We start from the raw sequence: 23590 nt of genomic DNA, 5'->3' as shown, positions 1-23590 counted from the left end.
AATGAAGACACTTCCCATTAGTAGATACAGGTTTTTCCAAAAGCTCCAGCCCCTATCTCTATTAAAAAAAATCACTAGCAAGTCGGTTACTGGTTGTTTACAAGTATTTAGTACCTCAGGTTCTTGGTCAATATATGTAGACGAGGGGAAACTAATTTATGCGTGCTACTCCGAGAAAATGTTTGAGCCGCTTTATAGAAATTTGCAACGCTTGAGTCAGCAAATTTCTACTCTCCCTGATGGAATTAAAGAACAGCTGCGCGCAATATTTGAAACTGGTATTGAGAATCAAGCAATACCGAACCCAGATTATCTAGCTATTTGCTGGTTAGTCAATCAAAAATATATCAGCTCCTCTCAAGCAGCAATACTAATAGAGCAATTGGCGCTAGAAGTTCTAGAGTCATTTCTGAACTTACAAGAGGGAAGTTATGAATTTATCCCTGAAAGCTTTTTGGATGACATGCCAAAGTTTTGTCATCTAAATCTCCGTTTACTAGTTGAACGATGTCAAACACCCCGAACCTTTAGCCTCTCTGAAAAAGAAGCCTCTCGTAGAGAAATGATTTATCGGCAAACATCGCCAACTTATAAATCAGACCCGTCACAACTGTTTCAAATAAATGAGCTACAACCTAAAGCCAAAACTGGACAAAAGTTGCCTAGACCATACAACGGTAATAACTCACCAACATATATTATTAATACTACTAATAATAGCGGTCAGCAAATCATACAACCCCCTACTAACAAAAAAATCTACACAATCTTCTGTATTGATAATAGTCCTACAGTATTGAATACGATTAAAAGTTATTTAGATGAGCAAACCTTTTCTGTTGTTGGAGTTACTGATTCTTTCAAAGCTTTAATGCACATTATCCGGACAAAACCTGATATAATTTTGTTGGATATTTCCATGCCTAATTTAGATGGATATGAACTATGCTCTTTGTTGCGTAAACACTCACACTTTAAAAATACACCTGTGATTATGGTGTCAGAAAAATCAGGATTTCTAGATAGAGCTAAAGCTAAGATAGTTAGGGCTTCAGGTTATTTAAGCAAGCCTTTTACACAAGGAGATCTACTAAAAGTAATATTTAAACATATAAAATAATTAATCCTATATACAATAGCTACTCTTAAATAAGAAAGATATTTTTTTGGAGGTTTAAGGTTGAGTATTACCTGGGTGGTAACTATTCTGCTTAATGTCATATTTACCTGAGCTTTACTTTCAACAAGCTTTACGCCAACCATCAAACTGGACGACAACCAGACAGAATTTCGTGCATCTTTACTACTTGTCCAATTACTGCGATCGCCGGCGCACCAAATCCAGTCTGTTCTACTTGTTCTACAATTGTCTCCAATGTTCCAATCAATTCTTCTTGTTCTGGGCGGGTACCCCAACGCACCAAACCAATAGGCGTTTCTAAACTCAACCCAGCCCTACTTAATTCTTCCACTATGTAAGGCAGATTATGAATTCCCATATAAATCACTATCGTTTCAGAACCGTGGGCGATCGCATTCCAATTTACTATCGGTCTATATTTACCTGATGCTTCGTGACCAGTAACAAATGTAACTGACGAACTATATAGCCGATGAGTCAAAGGTATACCTGCATAGGCTGCGGCAGCAATTCCCGATGTGATGCCAGGCACAACCTCAACGGGAATCCCCGCATTGACTAATTCTGCCATTTCCTCGCCACCGCGACCAAAGATAAACGGATCGCCACCCTTTAAGCGGACTACTATGGCATGATCCTGGGCTTTATCAATCAGCAATTGAGTTGTTTGTTCTTGCAATAAAGAATGTCTCCCAGCACGTTTACCAGCGTTAATTCGATCGGCTTGGGGATTAATCATTGCTAGAATTGCTGGACTCACCAAAGCATCATAGATGACTACATCTGCACATTCCAATAAACCTTTCGCCTTCAGGGTTATGAGTCCTGGATCTCCTGGCCCCGCACCTACTAAATAAACCTTTCCCAAATACTTGTTCCTCTCTGTGATTGTGCGGTTCATTTCTCTGTTAAATCCACAATTAAATCGGCTAATTCTGCACTTACTCCCAAAGGTTCTGCTAAGTGAAAAGTTACCGCCGAGAATTGTAATTTTAGCTTTTCTAGTGAAGTAGCGATCGCATCGGTTATTCCACCAGTGAATAAAAAGTATGGCAAAATTGCAATTTCCCGATAGCCACCAGTTACCAACTCTTGCACCCGTGATTCTAAACTAGCAGGGACAGACCAATAAGCAACCACTGCTCCTAAACTTGTCGCCATTGCTTCAACTGATTTTTGAGAATCAGGGCGACGGCTACCATGAGATAAAAGAATCCATGCTTCTGCTTCTATTTTAGAGATTTGTTTTGCCAGCAATTTTTCTAAATCTGGGTGAGAACCTAAGTATGGTTGCAATTCAATCATAATATCTTCACCAGTAGCTTCCTGTGCCAGTGCTACTTGGGTGGGAATATCTGTCATTACATGAACTCCCGGCAGCAGAAATAGCGGTACAATTTTGAGGCGATTGTTGTTTTGAGACACTTTCTCAATGCCAAAAGCGCTCTCGGCAAATTGTTTAATCTGCTCGTATAGAGGCTGAGAACTCATTTCTAAAGCAGCTATACCTACCACATCTTCGCTATTTGCTGGATGAAGATTGTTGTGTAATTTCTGACATACTAGCGTTGCCAATTGCTGCATAGCGATTTCAGGGCGCGGATCGCGGCTTCCGTGAGAGACCAATAAATATGCAGATGACATGGGGCAAGCTGAAACTTTTAGTGAATAATTTTCATATTTTACTTAAAATTAAGCTAGTGTAATGGCTAGATTGGCGATCGCCAACACTATTAAGCTAATCATCATTCATTTACCAGAATGATTCGCTTGTATTAAGCTGCTCTAGCCCTAGTTTTATCCAACTTAAATCCTCATTAGTTTATCAATATAATCAATACAACTATTCTAGTCACTGCTTGCCTTAGTCTTGTTCGGCAGTGTAAGTATAAAATTGATCAAAAGCTCCCACCGTTTCAAATCTGTAAGCAGGTATCCAAGAATTTATTTTTAAATCTGTACGGTAAATACTAAAAATAATGTAATTTTGCCTTTCTGTAGTCTTAGCAACAATTTCCTGCATCTGCGGATTAGCTTCATCAACCAACTTTGCACAATTAAAACGGATTAAATTTTCTATTAAATTCGTGGTTTTTTTGCATACATCGGTTTTTAAGTAGCTTGCCAGCTGCTGCACTGCATATTCTTCATATGCAACCTGACTCGGATTAGTCTTCGCCATTGTCATACCCAAGGCGGCGAGTCCTGCTGCTACTCCAGTATATGCGATGATGGTTAGCTGTTTCATGTTTGCCAAGCAAGTAAGATTGATTATAATTGTTAAATTCCAGAGACTATATATCAAATCAGTCCGTTCCTTAAACAAAAACCCTTGATCGCTTCTCAAAAAATTGTTATAATTCAAATTGTTGAATGGCGAGCGTAGCCAAGTGGTTAAGGCAGTGGTTTGTGGTACCACCATTCGTGGGTTCGAGTCCCATCGTTCGCCCTAAGTAGTTTTCTCAGATGTCTACACTTATGTACAAGATGTTTATAAGTGTGAACACTCATAGCCATCACTTTAACAAGAATCTGTCATATATAGCTTTATAGACTTGAAAGAACCACAAACTCGCTATAAATGATTAGTTTATCTTATAAATAATTTGAAGCATATAAGTAAATCTACTTATAAAAACTCTATTTGAAGTAGAAATAGTTAAATTTTAAGTTTAAAAAATAACTTTTATTTCCCTAGCTTGGGCAATATAATACTAGCAACCCAAGAATTAAAAACTCAAAAATTTTTTCTGACGAATTACTAATTGAGAATTAGCATAGATGATTTTGTCAGTTATTTCACAACGTCTATCAAAAGAAATAAAAATTGTATTCCTTTCGTTAGAGTCAAAAATACTGAGTCATAGATACTTTAGGTAAAGTAGAACATGATGTCAGTAGCTGCTGAAAAGTAGATACTCAGAGATACACAGATAAATATAGTTTATCTGTGTGCTTTCGTGTTTATACATGGTGCAAAAAAGGTAGACGCTTGGTTGTCTCACCTTGAAAGTTAACAATGCAAACATCGTCATCCATTGGAGTTACCATGTCTGAATTGCTTCAAGTAGTCTTAGATAGTGAAGAAAAAAGTGATTTGCGTTCCTTCATTAGTGAATTACGCCAACAAGAAAAGAAGTACTTGCTGCGAAACGACATACTGAATGTATATGCTGAATATTGCTCCAAGTACCAAAAATCTGAGGCATCTTACACTAACTCCGATCTAGGTAAACTCATTTACTATACTCAGGAAATTATTCAGGAGGACTCAAACTTCTGTTTTATCATCCGTTCAAAGATTGCTAGCCAAGAAGTTTATTGGTTAACATCAGACTTGAGTATTGAGCCGATGACGGTGCAGGATTTATTGGATTTACGCGATCGCTTGGTGAACAAATTTCATCCCAACGATGGCGACTTGCTAGAATTGGACTTCGGCCCATTTTATGACTACACCCCAGTCATCCGCGATCCCAAAAACATTGGTAAAGGGGTACAATTCCTCAACCGCTATCTATCCAGCAAAATATTTCAAGATTCTAAACAATTGCTGGATAGCTTATTGAATTTCTTGCGCTTGCATCACTACAACGGTGTTCAACTGCTAGTCAACGATCGCATTCAATCACAGCAGCAACTTTCTGAGCAAGTTAAGAAAGCGATCGGCTTTGTTAATAATCGCCCCGATGATGAACCCTACGAACAATTCCGATTCCAATTGCAGTCAATGGGTTTTGAGCCAGGTTGGGGTAACACCGCAGGGCGAGTCCGAGAAACCCTAAATATTCTCGATGGATTGATTGATTCTGCCGATCCTCAGACCCTAGAAGCCTTCATTTCAAGGGTTCCGATGATTTTTAGAATTGTCTTGGTGTCAGCTCACGGTTGGTTTGGCCAAGAGGGTGTTTTAGGGCGTCCCGATACCGGCGGTCAGGTAGTTTACGTCCTTGACCAGGCAAAGAGCCTAGAGAAGCAGCTACAAGAAGATGTTTTGCTAGCTGGTTTAGAAGGATTGAATGTCGAGCCAAAGGTAATTATTCTCACCCGCTTGATTCCCAACAGTGATGGTACCCTTTGTAATCAACGGCTAGAAAAAGTCCACGGTAGCGAAAATGCCTGGATTTTGCGAGTGCCTTTACGAGATTTTAACCCTAATATGACTCAAAACTGGATTTCCCGGTTTGAGTTTTGGCCTTATCTAGAAACTTTCGCCATTGACTCAGAAAGAGAACTACGGGCAGAATTTCACGGCACACCTGACTTAATAGTTGGTAACTATACTGATGGGAATTTAGTGGCATTTTTGCTGGCGCGACGGCTGAAAGTTACCCAATGCAATGTTGCCCATGCTTTGGAAAAATCTAAATACTTGTTTAGTAATCTTTACTGGCAAGAATTAGAGGATAAATACCATTTTTCATTACAATTCACAGCTGACTTAATTGCGATGAATGCTGCCAATTTTGTGATCAGCAGCACCTACCAAGAAATTGTGGGAACGCCGGATAGTGTGGGACAGTACGAGTCTTATAAGTGCTTCACCATGCCGGAGTTGTATCATGTAACGAATGGCATTGAATTATTTAGCCCCAAATTTAATGTCGTACCGCCTGGAGTCAACGAAAATAATTACTTCCCTTACACCCGGACTAAAGATCGGGTGGAGAGCGATCGCCAACGTCTTGCAGAAATACTTTTTACCTTAGATGACCCCAGTCAAATCTTTGGCAAACTCGAAGATCCTAACAAGCGTCCTCTTTTCTCAATGGCGCGTCTTGACCACATCAAAAACCTTACAGGTTTAGCTGAATGCTTTGGTCAAAGTAAAGAATTACAGGAGCATTGCAACTTAATTTTAGTAGCGGGTAAATTGCGCGTTGAAGAATCAAGCGACAACGAAGAACGCGATCAAATTATCAAACTCTACCAAGTAATTGACCAGTACAATCTCCACGGAAAAATTCGTTGGCTGGGTGTGCGGTTGACTAAAAATGATTCTGGTGAAATTTACCGAGTCATTGCCGATCGCCAGGGAATTTTTGTACAACCAGCTTTATTTGAAGCTTTTGGTTTGACAATTTTAGAAGCGATGGTTTCAGGATTACCGACTTTTGCTACACAATTTGGAGGTCCACTGGAGATTATTCAAGATAAAGTTAATGGCTTTTTGATTAACCCAACAAATTTAGAGGAAACGGCCACAAAAATTGTTGACTTTATCACAAAATGCGAACAAAATCCTAACTATTGGAATGAAATTTCCCATCGAGCTATTGACCGAGTTTACAGCACCTATACTTGGAAAATTCACACTACGAAGCTCTTATCATTAGCACGGATTTACGGCTTCTGGAACTTTACGTCAAAGGAGAATCGGGAAGATTTATTGCGTTATCTTGAGGCTTTATTCTATTTAATTTATAAGCCAAGAGCGCAACAGCTATTAGAGCAGCATCAGTACCGATAATAAAGCTGTTCGTTAATTACAAAAGTGATTCTTTCTGAGATTTTCACCAATGAATTAGGAATTATGAATAATACGAAGTTTCATAACTCTTAACTCTCAACTAAATGGTCAATGCCCGCCAGGTTCGTTGACCAACTATTCCATCTACTGCTATGTTGCGCTGATTTTGAAATGCTTTGACAGCAGTCTCTGTCAGCGCCCCAAAAATCCCATCGACTCTAACGGTATATCCATTAGATAGTAACAGCCGTTGTAAGGCTCGAACCGCAACGCCAGAGCTACCGAAATAGAGAGTTGGTAGAGGCTGACTACTATACTTTTGGAATCTTCCCCCAGGCTTAGGACGGCTTTTAGCTAAGGACTGAGGATACTTTTTCTTGGACTCAGCTAAATCAGAAGAAGCTAGTAATTGATTATTTTTGCTGATTTTTTTAAGTATATGTTCTTTGTCTGGTGCGATCGCTCTTAGAGAAGCTTGGGAAGTTTCATCCGTCTGTATGAATTCAGGTGGTGTGACTTGAGCAGTTATCTCTAACTCACTCTGCATGGACTGGTTTACGTCATTTTCCATCTGAAATAATTGCTGCTCTGGCAAATTATACCCAGATGTTTGTCTTGTTATTAACACGCCCGTCATCATCAGACCAATTTCAGTCATTGTAGTTCATTTTACTTAAAGCAATATTTCTTTTAACAAACAACAGTAATGCTGTCCGGGATAGTGCATACTGTTCAAATACAAAAATTATGTAGTAATTTTTTCCAATAATAATATTCTCACAATCATATTTGCTCGCCTCCTATTCCGTATAATTAGCCTAATATCATTAGCCTTTGTGCTTTTTTTATCTTTAATCAAGTTATCAAGTTGTCAGATATCCTATCTAAATCAACGGTTTAGACAATAACATACTATGCGATCGTATGGGAATGCCATCAACAAGAAGGAGGCAGGAGGCAGGAGGAAACCTCTCTGATGAAGGGAAGAGTTTTTAACAATGACGTATCAACTCTTTTGCTGTGCATCTCGAAAAGAATCAGGACTTACGCAACTGGCATATTATTTTTAGTTTGTAGTGAGGACTTTAGTCCTCAAAATCAGGGTTGAAGCCCTTACCTTTTCTCATCTCGCCACAAAGCAATACCGCCTAATAAACCAGTGATATTGGGGATGAGTTTTACATTTAAAGGTAACTGAAGATTCACTCTCACAGCTTCACCACCACCAATGTAAAGGTAATCATAATTGAATAGATGTTGCAAGGAGGCGATCGCCTTTTCTAAACGCTTGTTCCATCTTTTCTCGCCAATTTTTTCCAACTCTGCACGTCCTAGTTGTTGCTCAAAAGTCTCTCCTTTACGAAACGGATGATGTCCCATTTCCATATTCGGTACGAGCTTACCATCTATAAATAAAGCTGAACCAAAGCCTGTACCCAGAGTAATCACCAATTCTACACCTTTACCAGCGATCGCCCCAAGTCCTTGCATATCTGCATCATTAATCACCCGTACAGGCTTGTTTAATTGTTTTAATAATGTTGTTTCCAAATCAAATCCGATCCAATCTGGATGCAGGTTTACCGCTGTTTCCGTGACTCCACACCGCACCACACCAGGAAAACCTACGGAAACGCGATGAAATTCACCTTGAGCCGCAGCCAACACAACAATTGCATTAATTACAACCTCTGGTGTGGCAGGTTGGGGTGTATCTAAACGCGCTCTTTCAGTTATCGGATTTCCCGTAATATCCAAAACCATCGCTTTAACGCCACTACCACCAATATCAACCGATAAAGTACGAATCGAGCCATTTTCTTCAATCATTGAGTTATATCCTTATTACTGCTAGTTATTTCGTTATTATCCTCTGCTGCATCTGCTAATATTCGGATGTTTGGAGAGTTTTCATTATTGGTGGGCATGGGGAATGGGGAGGATGAGGGGATAAGGAGATAAACAAAACTCCTCACTCCTCACTCAGCACTCAGAACTGTTTTGCCCAATGCCCTAAAATATAAATTTAAGTCATATGCACAGCTTTATTCCCCCACAACGCTTTTTTCCCTACCTGACTTGGACTGACATCCAGGCAATGCCAGATAAGGAAAATGTTGTAATTATTCAACCAGTAGGGGCAATTGAACAACATGGCCCCCATTTACCGTTAATTGTAGATGCGGCGATTGGTATAGGGGTGCTGGGAAAAGCATTGGAAAAGCTGGATGCTAACATTCCGGCTTATGCTTTACCAAGCCTTAATTATGGCAAATCTAATGAACACTGGCACTTTCCCGGTACGATTACCCTAAGCACGGCAACTCTGACGGCAATCATTATGGAAGTGGGAGAAAGTATCTATCGTGCTGGGTTTAGAAAACTGGTGTTAATGAACTCTCACGGCGGACAACCCCAAGTAATGCAAATGGCAGCACGAGATTTGCATGTTCAGTATGATGATTTTTTGGTATTTCCGCTGTTTACTTGGCGTGTGCCTAATATTACTAAAGAATTATTGACGCCGAAAGAGGCGGCGTTAGGAATGCACGCTGGAGATGCAGAAACTAGCATTATGCTATCGATTTTACCAGAGCAAGTGAAGCTAGAAAAAGCTGTTGCGGAGTATCCACCAGAACAATTAGAAAGTACTTTACTGAGTTGGGAGGGTAAGTTACCAGTGGCTTGGGTGACGCGAGATATCAGTAAAAGTGGAGTAATTGGCGACGCTACAACCGCAACTAAAGAAAAAGGCGATCGCATTCTCGAATCTGTCGCTAACGGTTGGGTACAAGTTATTCAAGATATTTATGCTTTTCAACAACCAAAAGTAGGTGGAGAAAGTCGTTAGACATTCGATTAATTGCGTTTTTAGGAAAGTAAGGGAAAGATTGACACTTTTGACTCAAAATTCAATACTTTGGATGCGCTAAGTTAAGTCGTTGGGAATAAACCAAATTATATTACGAAACATACATACGCTTCAAATCCTTACCAATGGCCAATAACAGCATCCGCCAATTAGCTTTAATTGCACCGACCTACTTATATCATCTAAATTTGCTAATGTAGAGATAATAGAAATAGTAGTGGCGTAGCTGTTTGACATCTGTGCTAACAGGGTAGTTTGTATTAAAAGTATCTAAAAGAAAGAATTATGACGGCCTTTGAACCTCAAAGCATCCGCTCTTATAGCCAAGAAGACGTGCAACAAATTCTGCACTTGGCGATCGCTCGTCAAGCTGATGAGAAAGACACAGAATTTTCTTATCAGCAGATATTAGAAATTGCTGCTGAGTTAGAAATTTCACCTGAGTCTTTAAAATTAGCAGAACGCGATTGGGTAGTCCAACAAGGTCAAGTGCAACAGCGAAAAGCTTTTGACACGTACCGCATAAGAAGATTTCAGAAGCGTCTAGGCAATTATGTAATTTTTAATGGCTTTTTGCTCCTCGTAGATTTAATCGCTGGTGGCGGAATTTCTTGGTCGCTCTATATTTTACTATTCTGCGGATTGCCACTAGGGCTTGATGTCTGGAATACCTTTCAAATCAAAGGTGAAGAGTACGAAATGGCATTCCAGAAGTGGAACCGTAACCATCAGATTAAAAAAACTATCAGTACAGTTTTGAATAAGTGGTTTAAAGCTTTGCAGACTTAGTAAATTTGGTGCATCGTTCATAGAAAAACCCCGCAGGAGAAATCGGGGTAACATTTACCGCAAAAATTGTTGTCTAATAGCACTTGATTGAATCTGAACAAATACAGCAATTATTAGGATTAGAATCAATCTAACCCGACGCTTGAAGTATTATTTCTATCTTTATACAGATATCTAAATCTATCAATAGACATAAAACAGCATTAGGCGAATATAATAATACTGATTTGGAAGTCTCCTGGGAGGTTTAGATGAAAGCTGAAGCGGAAAACCATAGCAGGCTGACTTGTGAAGTCGAAACTACACTAAAGGTTATTGGCGGACGGTGGAAAGTTCTGATTATTAGAGAATTAATGGCTGGCGTCAAACGCTTTGGCGAGTTGCAGCGAGCTTTACCTGGAATAACTCAAAAGATGCTGACTCAGCAACTTAGAGAAATGGAAGAAGACGGCATTATTCATCGAGAAGTTTATCCCCAAATTCCCCCAAAGGTAGAATATTCACTCACACCTTTAGGAGAAACTTTGCAACCAATTCTCTATGCTATGCATGAATGGGGTGTTAAGCATTTTGCTCAAACCAATCACCTTAACAATTCAAAATTCAAAATTCAAAATTAAAGACATTTTCCGACGGAGAGTAAGTAATATATTTCCTCACTACCTCCTGCTATTTTTTAATTGAAATACTACTACACTACGGTATAAATAAGCCAACCATTTGAAATGCCTGAAATCCAGGCTAACACGAAATTACAAATTACCCGCAGCGGTACTAGGTAAAATCTTAAGTAAAGATTAAGCATATCTACTTATACGTCTTGAGAAAGTAGTTTAGATATTAGGATAGCTATATTGTATAGATATAAGAAAACATGTTGACAATAGAGGCAATCTATGAATAAAAAGCCAGAAATACCTGACAAAGCCTACATTTGGGTAAGTATTGATTTTGATAAAGTTAAACACAGAATAAATTCGGTGACTTGCCAGATTGAGCAAGTCATACAAAAGTACCAATTTTCAACTAAAGCCGATCGCTCCGCTAAAAGAAAGAATTAGGTTATCTCTGGGGCGATATCTACCACAAGCCTACGCAGTTAATATATTTTTGCTTAAGAACGCCTGACATTCAAACAACACCATTCTTTGCGTTTCCACAACGTAGCAACGACCCAACCATTTTTTTCCAAGGCGTCAGCGACTGCTTTTGATTGTTCCAATAAAATACCACTGAAAATAGCCCAAGTGTTAGGCTTAGCGATCGCACTCATTTCTGGAACCAACTCAATAATCACATTAGCCAAAATATTGCAAACGATACCGTCTACTGGCTTTTCTAGGAGTTTTGTTAAAACATCCATACTTCCCTGTGCAGACAGTAAACGTTCTGGGCTAATGTTATTTAGGGTGGCATTGCTGATAGTTGATTGCACTGCCAAAGGGTCAGTATCCACTGCATAGACTTTCTCTGCTCCCAGTAGCAGCGCCCCAATGGAAAGAATACCAGAACCACAGCCAATATCCGCAATTACCAGATGTTCCTGTTTGCCACCAGTACCCACAAATGATTGAGGTACTTGACTCAGGCGCATTTCCAGAGATTCCAAACATAGCTGGGTCGTAGCATGATTACCCGTACCAAATGCTACACCAGGGTCGAGACGAATCACTAACCGTTCCGTTGTTTCTGGTAATGGTAGCCAGGCGGGATTAATGAGAAAGCGATCGCCTATTTCCTGGGGATGCCAATATTGTTTCCAGCTAGTCGCCCAATCTTCTTCATCAATTAATTGCCAGTTCAGAGTCGGAGATAAAAGTCCTACACAGAGAGCATCTTGTCGCAGCAACAGCGATAGTGCTGCCAAATCTAATAGTTGTGTTTGAATTGTGGGCAAGTAACCCCTGATTAAGGAGGAATTTCCTTTGCTTTCACTAGCTGTACCACGACAGCCAAAATCTTCCAGTCGCCAAAAGATCGAATCTTCTAGGTCTGGCTCACATAAAATTTGTAGTTCCCACCAGGTGTTTGCCATTTTTGAGTGCTGAGTGCTGTACATGGATAGCGGGGCGTTTAGCCCGTGCTGAGTATGAGAGAGTTAGGAGTTAGGAGTTAGGAGTTAGGAGTTAGGAGTTAGGAATTAGGAGTTTTGGTGTTTAACTGTTTACTCCTAAGTATTCACTCCTAACTTTTATTCACTCAGCACTCGTTACTCAGCACTCAGCACTTTACAGAGTTACTGTATACGCGTCCCGAATACCAGGGACTTTAATAATCTCATCTAAAATGCCCTCAGGTAAAGGGTCATCTATACTGAGAGCCATAACTGCATCACCACGGACAATTTTACGACCTACTTGCATACTGGCAATATTCACATTAAAACTGCCAAGCAGGGAACCGAGTTTGCCGATAATTCCTGGCATATCCCGGTGTAGGGTAAACAGCATATATTTGGTGGGTGGAACGTTAATTGGGAAACCGTCAACGTCGGTGAGGTGGATTTCCCGCTCACCCAACAAAGCGCCTGTAACAGAATGAGTACCTAAAGTACCTGTGGCTTCTAGATGCAGTGTACCGGCATAGTCTCTAATGGAAGCATCGCGGGTTTCAATCACCCGAATTCCGCGTTCTTTGGCTTCTATGCTGGCATTCACGTAATTGACCCGTTCCCGCAAAGCTTGGTAAAGTAATCCTTTCAAGGCCGCTACTACCAAAGGCTGACTTTTGTTGGTTGCGAGTTCGCCTTGCAGTCGAATATTGAGTACTTCCACTCGTCCGCCAGCTAGCTGTCCTACCAGATTACCTAGGGTTTCTGCTAGTTGCATGTAGGGTTTGAGTTCTTCCAACACATCGGGGCCGAGTCCGGGAATGTTCACGGCAGAACGTGCTGGTAGTCCCAAAAGAACATCCCGAATTTGTTCGGCGACATCAATGGCTACATTTACTTGAGCTTCCGTGGTGGAGGCTCCTAAGTGGGGAGTGAGGATAACTTCTTTACCTAGCGATCGCAATTCCGATTCGCCCAGTGGTTCTGACTCAAACACATCTAAGGCTGCACCGCCAATTTTACCTGCTTTCAGAGCCGCTGCTAAAGCGACTTCATCAATGATCCCACCACGAGCGCAGTTGATAATCCGAGCTGTGGGTTTCATCTTTGCCAGAGTTGTGGCATTGATTAAGTGGGTAGTTTCTGGGGTTTTCGGGATGTGTAAGGTGATATAGTCTGCTTGCTGGAAGAGTAAATCTAGCTCTACTAGCTGACAGCCAAGTTGTTCGGCTCGTTCTGTAGAAATAAATGGGTCATAAGCTAAGAGTTTCATCCCCATTGTCTTAGCTACAGCGGCAACATGGGAGCCAATTTTACCCAAACCGACAACGCCGAGAGTTTTTTTGTAGACTTCCGCGCCAACAAAGCTATTGCGATCCCACGCACCGCGTTTCACCGAAGCGTTAGCATCAGGAATGTGGCGAGACAAAGCCAAAATCATCGCTAGCGCGTGTTCGGCAGCGGCAATTGTGTTTCCCTCTGGAGAATTGACTACCACGATTCCCCGGCGGGTGGCGGCGGGAACATCCACATTATCCACACCCACACCAGCACGACCGATGATTTTTAGCTGAGTGCCGGCTTCAATAATTTCTTGGGTGACGCGTGTACCAGAGCGAATCATTAGCGCGTCGTACTGACCAATAATTTCGATCAGTTCGGGTGGTTTTAGACCTAGTTTGACATCAACGGTGGCAACTTGCGAAAGGATGTCAATTCCAGCTTGGTCAATAGAATCAGATACAAGAACCTTAGACATGATTACTTCATTTAAAGCTACAGGTTTTGCTGCACAAGACTTTTTAGTTTAGTCTTTATCTGTCGCAATTCAGCAAAGATTATGGGTTTTAATATCAACTTAACCTTGACTTACACTGTGTACTGAAGGTATCAGAGCGTGAGTTGCTCCAGGTGATATGTACTGCCTCCTAGTATTTGAAGATGAATGAGTGTTTGCACTACCCTGTGGCTAAATATAAAGCATGAATAGGATCAAACACCTATATATTTATTAATAGTTAAGAGTTACCAAAATTTTTCTTGAGTTTAGCAACTTTGCGGAATATGCCAGATTGCTAAGGTAAATGAGTCTACACTTCTAGGCGTTCTCTATTTATGAGGCGATCGCAACTATACTGGCAATAGATCCACGATCGCCCAGGCAAAAACAAGTAGGTAGGCGATCGCATAGATTTATTAGAACACATCTTGCACTGAAAATCGCTATAATTTTCGTGAGCCAAAAGAACCAAATATCATTTGAGTTTTGGGAAAATCAGCCATGTTAGAGTACAACTTGCCAAGGTACTTGCCCTCAGCCGAAGAACTACCCGACTCTGATGAAACACCTGTGGATAATGAACTACAAGAATTGATACCAGGCTTACTCAAGGCGATCTTACTGATACTTTGGGCAGAACGCATAGACTGGTTGTTTGCCATAGATATGGGTATTTATTATCACCCTGATAAACCGCCCATTGTGCCAGATGGGTTTTTGAGCTTAGGGGTAGAGCGATTTTATGATGAAGAACTGCGTCCCAGTTATGTGCTGTGGGATGAAAATGTCGTACCGATTTTCGTACTAGAAGTAGTTTCCCAAAATTATCGCAAGGAATACACTACTAAATTGGATGAATATGAAGCTTTGGGTGTACTTTACTACGTAATTTATTCATCTCGTCGCCGCCGCAAACCCCATCTGGAAGTACATAAGTTAGTTAATGGTAAGTATGAATTGCAAGAAGGAAACCCAGTTTGGTTACCAGAAATTGGCTTAGGAATTGGTTGCGAAAGGGGAAATTATTGCGGTGTAACGCGGGAATGGATGTATTGGTATGATGAGCAAGGACAACGGTATCTCACACCCGCAGAACAAATAAAACAAGAAGCACAACGCGCTCAACAAGAAGCACAACGCGCTCAACAAGAAGCACAACGCGCTCAACAAGAAGCACAACGCGCTGAGGTTGCAGAACAACGCGTTCAACAGTTGACGGAACAATTAAGAGCGCTGGGAATAGATCCAAATAATCTTGCTTAAGGCACTTCCAAATAAAAAAATATCCCACTGTTCACAGTCAATACTTCGGCTAATTTCGGTTCATTTCGGTTCATTTCGGCTATGCTCAAATCGAGCGACTTGCACTGAGCGGCGTCGAAGTGAGTCGAGATTCAGTGACCACAGTTAGTAACTTCAAGCCGGATAATTTATTGGATTTCCCTAACTAAATACAGATGTTTCAAAACCATTGAATTATTACAGAAAAACTATTGGTTTTTAGGAATAACGTTTCTGATTCCACTTTTAGTAGAGAGAGTATCACCTTTGTAACGAGGTATAATATGAATACTGGCGTGCATAATATTTTGACCTGCTTCTTGATTGATATTCATTCCTACATTAAAGCCATCAGGTTCAAATTTAGTTCTAATAATTTCTTGTACTTTATTCACCATAAACCAGCAAGCAGATTGTTCTTTAAATGGTAGTTCAAAATAATTGCTAACATGACGTTTCGGAATAACTAAAACATGTCCTTTACTTAAAGGATAGCCATCAAAGATAGCGTAAGCAGTTGCAGATTCAGTTAATAATTTTAGATTTTTACGCGGATTACAAAATATACAATAATTCAATGAATTCCGCTGATAATTATAATGAATATATTCATATAATTCACGCTTTTCATCGGAATAAATTGAAGGAAATGGAAGTTTAACAATACATTGAAAAGTAGGCTTTTTATGGACATAATGCTCTCTAAAACCTTCTTTTTTAATGTCTCTTCTCACAGCATAATAAGCTTTACCTCCCGGTTTTAATAAGTGGGATATTTCCATAAGAGTATTAGATTGTTCTTCCTTAAACAAAACATTTAAAACATAAAAGCAGATTATTGTATCAAATTTATTTTGAGGATATTCTGGAAAATAATAAGGGTCATAGCCTGTAATATCACAGCCTTTTTTGCCCAATATTTTAACATCGTTACCTAAGCCACAACCAAAGTCTAGTATTTTCCCTTGGAGCAGATTTTGATTTAATAAAAACTGTGCAGGAAATGATAGATAAGTTCTTTCGATTGCAGTAAGATGGCTGAATTGATTTTTTTGCTGTTTCATGGAATTTTGGTGCTGGTGTCCCAAAATTATTATTCCCAGCATTCCATGAGGTTATGCGATCGCCTCAGAGTGCTTGGCGACTCATGGCTAATTGCTGGAGAGGTTGAAGACATTTGTGCAACCAGGCGATCGTTTACCGTTGAAAGCAGACAAAAAGTAAAATGGTCAAATTTGCTCTATTAACTGGAAATAACTCCGATAATCAATCACTTAGGTGCAAAATTTACCCAATAAATTTACCGCCAACTCTTGCTATTAGGCTGTTTGCTAAATTTTCCTTTGGGAAAAAGTCGTTGTTCTAATTCTTCATAACTGCCTTCAAAATCACAATGACCGTAAAGAGGACATTTCTGACAATAAATGCCTTTGGTATAGCGTTCTAAATTTTCACGGTTGAAAAAATACGGTTTATGACTAAAAGTGCTAGCAACCCACTGCCAGGACATATTATTACTAGCAGGATCGCCATCTAAAAGATGTTCGAGAAACCACTTAGCCCCAGATTGCCAACGAATACGCCGCCAATGGACAATGTAAGCCGCCAGCCACATCCGCGCGTGGTTATGTAAATAGCCAGTTTCTTTCAAATCACGACTGAAACTGTCAAGGCAAACTCTGTCTGTGGTTGCTTGTTTGATATCTTGGGGTAATTCAAGCGCATATTCAGCCACAGTGTAACCAGTTTTGTACTCTTCTTGCTCTTTCCAGATTCCATCCCCTAACTTTACATATAATCGTTGCCAATAATCGCGCCAACCTAACTCGTTAATTAGTTTCGTAGCATCTTCTTGGTGCTGTACGTTCTCAAGCACATAATCTCGAATTTCGCGCAAACTCAAAACGCCATAGCGGATGTAAGGCGAAAGACGCGTGACTGCACCTGTGAAAAAATTACGTGTTTGCGCGTAGCGTACTGGATCGATTTGGTGTAGGGCTTTTTCTGCGGCTTTGCGTCCTCCCACCGTTTCGCTGATGTGGCGATCGCGTTCGGCTGCATTTGGGAATTGTTCGCGGAGGTAGGCTACCAACTCATCGCGGTTGGTAAATTCGCGTTGCATATCTTTAGTCATTTCAACTTTGAAGCGTGGGGATAATTCGTAATTCCTAATTAAATAAAAATACTAACAGGCTAAATCACTATTATAGAGGACAAATATAAGCGTAGACCGAAGGTATTGCTTATTGTCCTAATTTTTACTGGTGACGTCAATATCTCAGTAAGGCTAGACTATTAGGGCAAACTGTGTTGTAAAAAACACCATGAACCTCTGCATTAATCCCCACTGCCCAAGACCTCAAAATTCTGAAAATATACTGTTTTGTCAAGCCTGTGGCTCAGAATTGCTCTTGGAAGGACGGTATCGAGTGACTCGCCAATTAGGTGCTGGTGGTTTTGCCAAGACATTTGAAGTCAACCACGCTAACACCCTCAAAGTCTTAAAAGTTCTGATGCTGGATGATGCCAAAGCTGTATCACTGTTTCAGCAAGAGGCACAAGTCTTAAGCCATCTGAATCATCCAGGGATTCCAAAGGGAGATGGGTACTTTACATTCTCTCCCAAAAATAGCCAAGCGCCACTGCATTGCTTGGTAATGGAGAAAATTGAGGGGTTGGATTTGTACCAATATATGGAACAACGAGGTAATCGCCCCATTGATGAAAAGTTAGCACTTTTATGGCTAACTCAGTTGGCAAATATTTTGCATGAGGTGCATCAACAGAATTTTTTTCATAGAGATATCAAGCCACCAAATATTATGCTCAAAGCAGATGGACATCTGGCTTTGATAGACTTTGGTACAGCAAGAGAAGTTACACCAACCTATCATCAAAAAGCAGCAGGGCAGAATATAACAGGGATTTTTTCACCAGGTTATACACCACTAGAACAAGCCAATGGTAAAGCCGTACCACAATCAGACTTCTTCGCCCTCGGTCGCACATTTGTTTATTTACTTACTGGCAAATCTCCAGATCAATTTTCTGAAGACCCGCGAACTGGTAAGTTAATGTGGCGAGATAATGCCTCACAAATATCTAAGCAGGTAGCTGGTTTGATTGATTATCTGATGGAAGCATTTCCTGGCAAGCGTCCTCAAAATGCTCAGATGATTCTGAGGTGTCTATCAGAATCATCTGGGCAGTCATATTCTACTGGTTCTTCAGCATCACAATTACCACCTACCGAAATAGAAAAGCCTAAACACAGTAGGCCAGTTAAAACGTCAACGACTACTCAAATTCAATCTTCAAAAACTGAAACCAATATATTCTCTAGTAAGACTGCCCAATTCACAGGTGGAGTAATTGCTTTCGCTATACTATTTTTAATTAAATTCGGTAGTCGAGAAATCTATAAGCCTTTTCAATCTCATCCAAGTCAGCCAGTGGTAACTTCAACACCAACCGAGCTACAAGCAAGTAATTCTGAGCAAGCAAGTAATTCTGAGCAAGCAAGTACTGATTCAACGAGTCAACAACCTTCTATTTCCGAGGAAAATATATCTTCAGGTCTTCCATCTGGTTGGAATAAGTTTGAGGGTGGTGGTGCAGAATTGTGGTTACCTCCAAGTTGGGAAGGTGGCGATCCCAGTCAAAACCTAGATGCAATGATTAGAAAAATAAAAAGCCTTGGTTCAAACTGGGAAGGGTCTGCTCAAATGCTGAAACTAAACCCTTCGGCCTTTTCTATCTTGGCTTTTGACTCGTACAAGGGTGAATCAAACTTCCCAACTAATGTAATTGTCTCCTATGAAAAAATACCTATCAATATGAATTTAGAAACTTATTTACAAGAGACACTCAATAAGTTTCCTTCTGATATTCAGGTGATAAATGTCAAGACAGGATCTATTGAAGGTTATGAATTAGGAAAAATAATCACAGAAATACGGCTTCGGGATGCTAAACAAATATACTATTTAATTAAAGATAAAAGCAGTATTAGGGCTGTAATTTTTTCTACTAGTGCCAATGAATTTGAAGCACGCTTACCAGTATTTGAAGCAAGCGTTGATACCTTCTCCGTCAAGTAGTAGTTTGTAAGTAAAATTACTTGTAATTGTTTGGGTTTTGCTCTTGTTCAAGCCAAACTAATACTATTTGTAATTAGTGGTTACGTGCGATCGCTCAATCTATGTACAATTCTAAAGCAATGTCTACGACGGGTAACACCTACCGAATCTCTTATAACCTTACAATGAGTAACATTCCCCAAATCGGACAAGCAGCGCCAGATTTCTCCACCCCTGACCAAAACGACAATCTACTAACTCTTGATGACCTCAGCAATCAGTGGATTGTCCTCTACTTCTACCCCAAAGATGATACACCAGGCTGTACCACCGAAGCAAAAGATTTCACTCAATTGTATCAAGACTTCAGCGCACTGGGAGCGAAAATCTTAGGCGTAAGTCCAGATTCGGGTAAGTCCCATTGTAAATTTATCAGCAAACATAACTTGTCAATTACCCTGTTGAGCGATCCCGAACATACTTTGATAGAAGCCTACGGTGCTTGGCGCTTAAAGAAGTTTATGGGCAAAGAATATATGGGTGTTGCTCGCTCAACTTTTCTCATTTCACCTGATAGAATGATTGCCTATATTTGGCCAAATGTGAAAACCAAAGGTCATGCTCAAATAGTGCTAACTAAATTACGGGAATTAGCAGCCACGCAAAGTCAAAAATGAGTTATGTAAAGATGATTGGATGTAAGTATAGTTCAGTAGGGCTATTTCAACCTAGACATAAACCGCCTATGACTAAAGTTCCTGGCTGATAGCTAAAGTCCGTTAAAATTTCCAGATAATTATCTTTGCTATTGCTATCTAGCTTAATACTGGAACAGTATAATTATAGCTATACTGGATATTTTAAATGAATTATGGTTCAATTTATCCAAGCACAAAATATCGGGCTGGCTTATTTGGAGGACAGATTTAGTCTAGAGTTAGTCGAAGATGAAGCATTCTTCGCCGAATGGTTGGAAAATTTACCGGAAATTACAGATTTAGAAAAGCAAGATTTAGACAAAATAAAACTTCATTTTCTCCGTTTAGTAAAATATCCTCCTTTGTCAGAAGAAACGGTTAAATTAGTAGTTTTATCTCCTTTACTCAATTTAGCTGGATTTTATGATGACCCTTTTTATATGAGAGGCGAACAATCACTAGAAATTGCGACGGAAGATGAAGGAGAAATCATTAGAGGTAGAATTGATTTTTTAGTTATTCAAGAACAATTATGGTTGTTAGTAATTGAATCTAAAAGGTCTAGCTTTTCTCTTTTAGAAGCCGTACCTCAAGCACTTGTTTATATGCTAGCTAATCCTAGTCAAGACAAACCTACTTTTGGATTAGTAACAAATGGTAGTGATTTTATTTTCCTAAAACTTAGCAAAGAAAATCAGCCGAAGTATGGTATTTCTGACCAATTTACACTTTTGAAGAGAAAAAATGAACTGTATCAGGTTCTAAGTATATTAAAAAATTTGAGTAAAATTTTGAGTTAATAATTATGTCTATTCGCCCTATTTATCTTGATTGTCACGCAACTACACCTGTAGATGAACGAGTACTAGCGGCAATGCTCCCCTATTTTACACAACACTTTGGTAACGCATCCAGTATTAGTCATGTTTATGGTTGGGAAGCAGAAGCGGCTGTCAAACAAACGCGAGAAGTTTTAGCAGCAGCAATTAACGGCACTCCCGAAGAAATTGTTTTTACCAGTGGTGCGACAGAAGCCAATAATTTAGCAATTAAAGGTGTTGCCGAAGCTTATTTTAAAAAAGGTCAGCATATTATTACTGTGGTGACAGAACATAACGCAGTTTTAGACCCTTGTAATTATTTAAAAAGTCTGGGTTTTGAAATTACTATTCTTCCAGTTTTAAAAGATGGGTTGATTGATTTAACCCAATTAGAAAAAGCTTTCCGTCCGGAGACGATTTTAGTATCGGTGATGGCTGCAAATAACGAAATTGGGGTGTTGCAGCCTTTGGCAGAAATTGGGGAAATGTGCCGCGATCGCCAAATCATTTTCCACACCGATGCCGCCCAAGCTATTGGTAAAATTCCCTTGGATGTGCAAGCAATGAAAATTGACTTAATGTCTCTCACCGCACATAAAGTATATGGACCAAAGGGGATCGGAGCGCTATATGTCCGCAGACGCAACCCTAGAGTACAACTGGCTCCTCAGCAGCATGGTGGAGGACATGAGCGGGGAATGCGCTCTGGAACATTGTATACACCGCAAATTGTCGGCTTGGGGAAAGCTGTAGAAATCGCCTTGGCTGAACTAACCACAGAAAACCAACGCCTCACCGAACTCAGGCAAAAATTATGGGAACAACTTTCGCAACTTGAAGGAATTCATCTCAACGGACATCCGCAAGCGCGATTGGCGGGAAATTTGAATATCAGTATTGAGGGGGTGGATGGAGCCGCACTTTTGCTAGGATTGCAGCCAGTGATGGCAGTATCTTCTGGTTCTGCTTGCTCGTCAGCAACCACCGCACCCTCTCATGTTCTCACAGCACTAGGACACTCAGAAAAACTAGCGTATCCATCAGTACGGTTTGGTATTGGCAGGTTTAATACACAAGAGGAAATTGATATTGTGGCAAAACATACGATCGCCACTATTCAAAGTTTACGTAATGCCGCTTTTGTCACTGTGGGGACTGGGGACTAGGGATTCTCGCGGATAAAAGTGTCAATCTCATTTAATTCCTGCTGATTCAGGCGAAATTCGCCAGCAGCAATGATTCCTTCCACCTGCTTGGGATTGCGTGCGCCAACGATCGCCGCAGTCACAGCTGGATTATTTAAAGTCCAAGCGATCGCCACTTCACCAGGTGAGCGATCGTGTTTTTCGCCAATGTGTTGCAAAACCTCGACCAATTTTAGATTACGAGATAAACGTGGCTCTTGAAATTCACTGCTGTTCTTACGCCAATCATCATCAGGAAAATTAGCAATCCGTTCAGACGTCATCTTTCCTGTCAGCAAGCCAGATTGCATTGGTGAATAAACAATCACACCGATGTTGTTTTCCTTGCAAAAAGGCAGGATCTCTTTTTCGACATCGGGCTTAACTAGTGAATAAGGTGGTTGCAATGAAGTAACTGGTGCAATCTCCTGGGCACGTTTTAATTGTTCTACATTGAAGTTGGAAACCCCGATGTAACGAACCTTACCTTCATCTTTTAGTTTGGCGAGAGTTGTCCATCCTTCTTCGATGTCTGAGTTAGGGTTAGGCCAGTGGATTTGATAGAGATCGATAGTTTCAATGTCCAGTCGGCGCAGACTAGCTTCAACCTCCCGCCGCACAGAATCTGCTTTGAGGCTGTTACCAATTTTGCCCTTTTCATCCCAAATCAACGAGCATTTAGTGAAAATGTAGGGGCGATTAGATCGACCTTTGAGCGCCTGAGCGACAATTTCTTCCGAATGTCCCAAACCATAGACAGCTGCGGTATCAATCCAATTAACGCCGAGATCGAGAGCATGAGCGATCGCAGCGATCGATTCTTGGTCATCCTGCGCTCCCCAACCAAAAGTCCAATCACCTCCACCAATCGCCCAAGCACCAAAGCCAATTGGGGTAATGTGCAGCTCCGAATTACCAAGCTGTTTAGTTTGCATGTATACTTTCTCCAAGAATTTTTGAGTCAATTAGTAGTGTACGCTGCAAATGTTTTCTTAACCGCTATCTCAGGTGTGAACGATCCCTAGTGTAAACACGACAGCTAATAACTACTTGTTTAGTATTCAAAAGTTGCAATTGCACTTATGAACAACTCATCAGTGTTACAGAGTACTACTTATTAGGGAATACTTTTATAGGAGTGATCAAGAAGGCGATCGCGCTAACACTTTCAATTCAAATGTACTATTTTTCCTTACAATCACTCCAATTTTAGGAAAAAGTTTTATCAATACTCACTGATCTACCAGGAGCAAACAAGATGGGATTCACTGAAGATATTGCCAAGTTGTCAGAACAAGTAGATAAAGACAGATTGTGAGTGATAGCATACTCAAAAGACGGCATATAGCCTTTAGGTTAAAATTTCGCATAAATAAAGTGGTTCTGCACGAAACAGAACCACTAAAGCTTTCGCAAATTTATTAT

Annotated in this window: 22 protein-coding genes and 1 tRNA gene; 13 read left to right on the top strand and 10 right to left on the bottom strand. The window is 40.3% G+C overall.

Going from position 1 to position 23590, the window contains the following annotated elements:
- Window position 1 precedes the first annotated feature (1 nt).
- On the top strand, window positions 2-1120 hold the full coding sequence (locus ACFG4S_RS29565; RefSeq protein ID WP_392532453.1) for a response regulator: 1119 nt from the start codon (window positions 2-4) through the stop codon (window positions 1118-1120).
- A 142-nt stretch (window positions 1121-1262) separates the two neighbouring features.
- Here ACFG4S_RS29565 and cobA read toward each other — a convergent pair whose 3' ends face one another.
- The 3 genes from cobA to ACFG4S_RS29550 form a co-directional block, all read right to left on the bottom strand.
- The gene (gene cobA, locus ACFG4S_RS29560; RefSeq protein WP_392532452.1) at window positions 1263-2042 is read right to left on the bottom strand and encodes a uroporphyrinogen-III C-methyltransferase; all 780 of its coding nucleotides are present in this window, start codon (window positions 2040-2042) and stop codon (window positions 1263-1265) included.
- Complete coding sequence (locus ACFG4S_RS29555) at window positions 2039-2785, bottom strand: sirohydrochlorin chelatase (protein WP_392532451.1); 747 nt, start codon at window positions 2783-2785, stop codon at window positions 2039-2041. The genes cobA and ACFG4S_RS29555 overlap by 4 nt, the downstream gene beginning before the upstream one ends.
- Before the next feature lie 220 nt (window positions 2786-3005).
- Window positions 3006-3389, bottom strand: coding sequence for a DUF4359 domain-containing protein (locus tag ACFG4S_RS29550; RefSeq protein ID WP_392532450.1), 384 nt, complete (start codon window positions 3387-3389; stop codon window positions 3006-3008).
- Window positions 3390-3517: 128 nt separating this feature from the next.
- Here ACFG4S_RS29550 and ACFG4S_RS29545 point away from each other — a divergent pair.
- Window positions 3518-3590: transfer RNA gene (locus ACFG4S_RS29545), tRNA-His, on the top strand.
- 600 nt (window positions 3591-4190) lie between these two features.
- Window positions 4191-6611, top strand: coding sequence for a sucrose synthase (locus ACFG4S_RS29540; protein WP_392532449.1), 2421 nt, complete (start codon window positions 4191-4193; stop codon window positions 6609-6611).
- Between the two features lie 100 nt (window positions 6612-6711).
- Here ACFG4S_RS29540 and ACFG4S_RS29535 read toward each other — a convergent pair whose 3' ends face one another.
- Complete coding sequence (locus ACFG4S_RS29535) at window positions 6712-7269, bottom strand: peptidoglycan-binding protein (RefSeq protein ID WP_392532448.1); 558 nt, start codon at window positions 7267-7269, stop codon at window positions 6712-6714.
- Between the two features lie 455 nt (window positions 7270-7724).
- A complete protein-coding gene (locus ACFG4S_RS29530; protein WP_392532447.1) occupies window positions 7725-8441 on the bottom strand; it encodes an ROK family protein in 717 nt (238 codons plus the stop codon).
- Window positions 8442-8646: 205 nt separating this feature from the next.
- On the opposite strand from ACFG4S_RS29530, the gene ACFG4S_RS29525 reads away from it, so the two are divergent.
- The 4 genes from ACFG4S_RS29525 (at window position 8647) to ACFG4S_RS29510 (ending at window position 11333) form a co-directional block, all read left to right on the top strand.
- Window positions 8647-9462, top strand: a complete 816-nt coding sequence (locus ACFG4S_RS29525) for a creatininase family protein (protein ID WP_392532446.1) — start codon at window positions 8647-8649, stop codon at window positions 9460-9462.
- Between the two features lie 306 nt (window positions 9463-9768).
- On the top strand, window positions 9769-10272 hold the full coding sequence (locus ACFG4S_RS29520) for a 2TM domain-containing protein (RefSeq protein ID WP_392532445.1): 504 nt from the start codon (window positions 9769-9771) through the stop codon (window positions 10270-10272).
- A gap of 251 nt (window positions 10273-10523) precedes the next feature.
- Window positions 10524-10892, top strand: coding sequence for a winged helix-turn-helix transcriptional regulator (locus ACFG4S_RS29515; protein ID WP_392532444.1), 369 nt, complete (start codon window positions 10524-10526; stop codon window positions 10890-10892).
- A gap of 276 nt (window positions 10893-11168) precedes the next feature.
- The gene (locus tag ACFG4S_RS29510) at window positions 11169-11333 is read left to right on the top strand and encodes a hypothetical protein (RefSeq protein ID WP_392532443.1); all 165 of its coding nucleotides are present in this window, start codon (window positions 11169-11171) and stop codon (window positions 11331-11333) included.
- Between the two features lie 53 nt (window positions 11334-11386).
- Here the strand turns inward: ACFG4S_RS29510 and prmA are convergent, their stop codons facing one another.
- On the bottom strand, window positions 11387-12307 hold the full coding sequence (gene prmA / locus ACFG4S_RS29505) for a 50S ribosomal protein L11 methyltransferase (protein ID WP_392532442.1): 921 nt from the start codon (window positions 12305-12307) through the stop codon (window positions 11387-11389).
- A gap of 193 nt (window positions 12308-12500) precedes the next feature.
- On the bottom strand, window positions 12501-14081 hold the full coding sequence (gene serA, locus ACFG4S_RS29500) for a phosphoglycerate dehydrogenase (RefSeq protein WP_392532441.1): 1581 nt from the start codon (window positions 14079-14081) through the stop codon (window positions 12501-12503).
- Between the two features lie 522 nt (window positions 14082-14603).
- On the opposite strand from serA, the gene ACFG4S_RS29495 reads away from it, so the two are divergent.
- A complete protein-coding gene (locus ACFG4S_RS29495; protein WP_392532440.1) occupies window positions 14604-15365 on the top strand; it encodes a Uma2 family endonuclease in 762 nt (253 codons plus the stop codon).
- A 227-nt stretch (window positions 15366-15592) separates the two neighbouring features.
- Here ACFG4S_RS29495 and ACFG4S_RS29490 read toward each other — a convergent pair whose 3' ends face one another.
- On the bottom strand, window positions 15593-16447 hold the full coding sequence (locus tag ACFG4S_RS29490) for a bifunctional class I SAM-dependent methyltransferase/HIT family protein (RefSeq protein WP_392532439.1): 855 nt from the start codon (window positions 16445-16447) through the stop codon (window positions 15593-15595).
- Here ACFG4S_RS29490 and ACFG4S_RS29485 point away from each other — a divergent pair.
- Complete coding sequence (locus tag ACFG4S_RS29485) at window positions 16418-16630, top strand: hypothetical protein (protein WP_392532438.1); 213 nt, start codon at window positions 16418-16420, stop codon at window positions 16628-16630. The two genes, ACFG4S_RS29490 and ACFG4S_RS29485, sit on opposite strands and share 30 nt — an antisense overlap.
- Before the next feature lie 53 nt (window positions 16631-16683).
- Here the strand turns inward: ACFG4S_RS29485 and ACFG4S_RS29480 are convergent, their stop codons facing one another.
- Window positions 16684-17517: an FAD-binding domain-containing protein gene (locus ACFG4S_RS29480; RefSeq protein WP_392532437.1), complete on the bottom strand. Its 834-nt coding sequence runs from the start codon at window positions 17515-17517 to the stop codon at window positions 16684-16686.
- A gap of 190 nt (window positions 17518-17707) precedes the next feature.
- Here ACFG4S_RS29480 and ACFG4S_RS29475 point away from each other — a divergent pair, with 190 nt between their 5' ends.
- The 4 genes from ACFG4S_RS29475 to ACFG4S_RS29460 all read left to right on the top strand — a co-directional run bounded on the left by ACFG4S_RS29475 (window position 17708) and on the right by ACFG4S_RS29460 (window position 22147).
- Window positions 17708-19483 (top strand): serine/threonine protein kinase, encoded by a 1776-nt coding sequence (locus ACFG4S_RS29475; protein ID WP_392532436.1) that lies wholly within the window; start codon window positions 17708-17710, stop codon window positions 19481-19483.
- Between the two features lie 164 nt (window positions 19484-19647).
- Window positions 19648-20139, top strand: coding sequence for a thioredoxin-dependent thiol peroxidase (bcp, locus tag ACFG4S_RS29470; protein WP_392536107.1), 492 nt, complete (start codon window positions 19648-19650; stop codon window positions 20137-20139).
- 194 nt (window positions 20140-20333) lie between these two features.
- Entirely contained in the window at window positions 20334-20960 is a 627-nt protein-coding gene (locus ACFG4S_RS29465; RefSeq protein WP_392532435.1) for a restriction endonuclease subunit R, read from the top strand.
- Window positions 20961-20965: 5 nt separating this feature from the next.
- Window positions 20966-22147 carry a cysteine desulfurase family protein gene (locus ACFG4S_RS29460; protein ID WP_392532434.1) on the top strand — a complete coding sequence of 394 codons (1182 nt, stop codon included), beginning with the start codon at window positions 20966-20968 and terminating at the stop codon, window positions 22145-22147.
- Here ACFG4S_RS29460 and ACFG4S_RS29455 read toward each other — a convergent pair.
- Window positions 22144-23100, bottom strand: coding sequence for an aldo/keto reductase (locus tag ACFG4S_RS29455; RefSeq protein ID WP_392532433.1), 957 nt, complete (start codon window positions 23098-23100; stop codon window positions 22144-22146). The two genes, ACFG4S_RS29460 and ACFG4S_RS29455, sit on opposite strands and share 4 nt — an antisense overlap.
- Window positions 23101-23590: the final 490 nt, after the last annotated feature.

Source organism: Nostoc sp. C117, assembly GCF_043099735.1.
Taxonomy (GTDB): domain Bacteria; phylum Cyanobacteriota; class Cyanobacteriia; order Cyanobacteriales; family Nostocaceae; genus Nostoc.
This window is presented reverse-complemented; position numbering and strand designations above follow the sequence as displayed.